General features: G+C 34.2%; 3 protein-coding genes. 2 read left to right on the forward strand and 1 reads right to left on the reverse strand.

Annotated features, from left to right (window positions below):
- On the reverse strand, positions 1–890 hold an 890-nt coding region (locus CJF42_RS25625; protein ID WP_502694818.1), incomplete at its 3' end, for a membrane-associated sensor domain-containing protein.
- Between the two features lie 522 nt (positions 891–1412).
- Here CJF42_RS25625 and CJF42_RS27915 point away from each other — a divergent pair.
- Together CJF42_RS27915 and CJF42_RS25630 are read left to right on the forward strand one after the other, a co-directional pair.
- Positions 1413–1598: a hypothetical protein gene (locus tag CJF42_RS27915; protein WP_170940775.1), complete on the forward strand. Its 186-nt coding sequence runs from the start codon at positions 1413–1415 to the stop codon at positions 1596–1598.
- A 272-nt stretch (positions 1599–1870) separates the two neighbouring features.
- Complete coding sequence (locus CJF42_RS25630) at positions 1871–2281, forward strand: phage protein GemA/Gp16 family protein (RefSeq protein ID WP_095369318.1); 411 nt, start codon at positions 1871–1873, stop codon at positions 2279–2281.
- The last annotated feature ends 152 nt before the right edge of the window (positions 2282–2433 follow it).

Here is a 2433-nt window from a genome sequence, read left to right on the forward strand (position 1 = left end):
ATTTCATGAGACATATTAGCTAAAAAGTTAGATTTGGCTTTAGTTGCTGCTTCCGCTTTTTCTTTTGCTTGACGCAATTGCTTCGTTTTTTTGATTACTGTCTCTTTAAGAATTATTCGATGATTATCTAATTCATCTAATACCTTGATTTCACATCGAACGACAAACCATAAAGCGACGGTATAAGCCATAAAGCGAAGAAAGTGCCATCCCCACCATGTCGCATCCCATAAGGATGATTGCTGGAACATAATGGCCGCTGCACCAAATAAAAAACAATGAAGGGAAAACAATAAGTCATCGACATTTTTGAACTCTTGATAAATAAAAACTAATTTAATCGCGGTGATACACAATAAAATTCCCCCAATCACATTAAGGAGTATCGCTAAATTAGTGAACTGACTTTCAAAAACCATGGTTGGAACGATTTCTGGATACATCATAGAAATTAAGCAAATAAAACAAGATAACAACATTATCATCTGCCACCAAAGATGAGAGTCAAAAATAGACCAATTTTTTGGTATAAATATTAAAATGAAAAGCAATCCACCGCTAAAAATTGCAAGGCTATGAAACCAGACAAAAATATCACCGACAGTAACAATTGCATGAAATCCATCAAAAATACCCATAGCGATTAGTGCGGCTGCAATTCGAATATTATAATGTGAACCACGGCCAAAACGTTCATAACGCAGCAAAAACATAGCAACAATTAATGCGATAATCGAACCACTGATCTCAGTGGCAGTATGCACCATAAAATCTGTCCATCTCCAGTCAGTAAAAAAAGTTTGTCCGAGCAGTAATACAATGATATGAATAGACATACTGGCAGCAATAATAAGCCATAATATGCTTGCTATATTAAATTTATTGTTCACTATTATGCTATTCCTCAATTTATTGGCTGATACTTTATAAATAACCACAAGATTAATTAAATACGGTGTATTTCAAAATAGTTGGCATCGGTTAGTATATTATTCAGGTATTATATTATTATTTTATGTGGTAACTATGTGCTTTGTGAAGTTGAATGCTGGTAAACTGTTGCGATTGATAGTTCCAAAAGTTCGCGGGTTCGTCTCTAAAAATTCACCTTGGTCTGTAGTATCTCTCTCTGAAATATTAAGCAACAAGACTGAGCCTGTTATACAAAAACACATGGTGTACAAATTTTACCGTAGTTATCTCAAAAGCCAGACATTGTAAAAACAGAAATGCTTCGAGAAATATCCAAAAAATCATCTATACCCAAACCACTTCAAGATGCAGGATTCAGTTGGAATTAGAAATGCTTTAGGCAAGGCATTGATTGAAGAACATGGTTATTCCCTTTTCAAAATCAATAACGCTGCATAAAGCATTTATAAACCAACCTTACAGGGACTTCTGAGCAAATCATGCTCGTTGTTCCATCTTTTTTTAAGGGAGTAACCATTAATGCAAAGATGCACCTAGATCATGAATTGCTCAGCAGTCCTGAACCTCACATCTTGAAGTGGCTTGGGTATATACCTTACATGATAGATAATGGCTATATAAATCAAAATCAAAACAGTACACTACAGCTCAGAATTAGTACTTAATTCAATAATTCACTAATAACAGATGCTATCCATGTTAGCCAGTCATGATGAAAAGGCAATGTTAGAGCTACTTTATAAATGTTGATCAGCAATAAAATTTATTATATGTTTTAGGTACATCTTGATCAAAGTCTTAGTAATTTATCTAGACGTTTTAATTTGGTAAACCGTGAATTACCGCTCGCTTTTACTGGAAATGATCACTCCTGGTGGTTTAAACTCATTCACATTGAACAAAACCCTGAGTTTAGTTTTTAAATGGAATTTTTGGCATGAATAAATTAATAAAAAAAATCAAAACACTACAAAATATCGCTAACATTAACCAAGATTCACATAAACAAAATGTAATAGATATTAGTATGGGGCGTACTGATTCATGTGCCAGACTTGATGATGCTGAAATGCATATTCTGATTGAGTGTTATCAAAAAATGGCTCCTAACAACCAAGGTGGTAAAGCAGGATTACCACCACAACTTAAAATGATTTACAGCTTATGGGAGCAGTTACATAAAGAAAATTTAGTTAATACCGATTCAAAACAGGCGTGCGATACCTTTTGTGAAAAGTACTTAGAAGGTAAAACTTTGGCGCAAAGCGCCCGTCAATGGCATAGCATTATTGAAGTATTAAAAGCTTGGTTAAAACGTGCTGATAAAAAGCAGGCTGCTGATGTCTGATTCAACCATAGATATATGGGCTTTACCGAATGCCCTAAAATCTATTCTGACACATTTTGATCTTAACAAATCTATCTTTTTGTTGTTATGTTAATTCTAGAGTGTATTTACAGAAATCACTTAATAATGCACGGCTAGCGCATTTTAACCCC

It is taken from the genome of Pseudoalteromonas sp. NBT06-2 (assembly GCF_002276045.1).
Classification (GTDB): domain Bacteria; phylum Pseudomonadota; class Gammaproteobacteria; order Enterobacterales; family Alteromonadaceae; genus Pseudoalteromonas.

Coding starts and splice junctions, on each gene's coding strand:
- CJF42_RS27915 (WP_170940775.1), top strand. CDS start 1,413: ATGCTCGTTGTTCCATCTTTTTTTAAGGGAGTAACCATTAATGCAAAG.
- CJF42_RS25630 (WP_095369318.1), top strand. CDS start 1,871: ATGAATAAATTAATAAAAAAAATCAAAACACTACAAAATATCGCTAAC.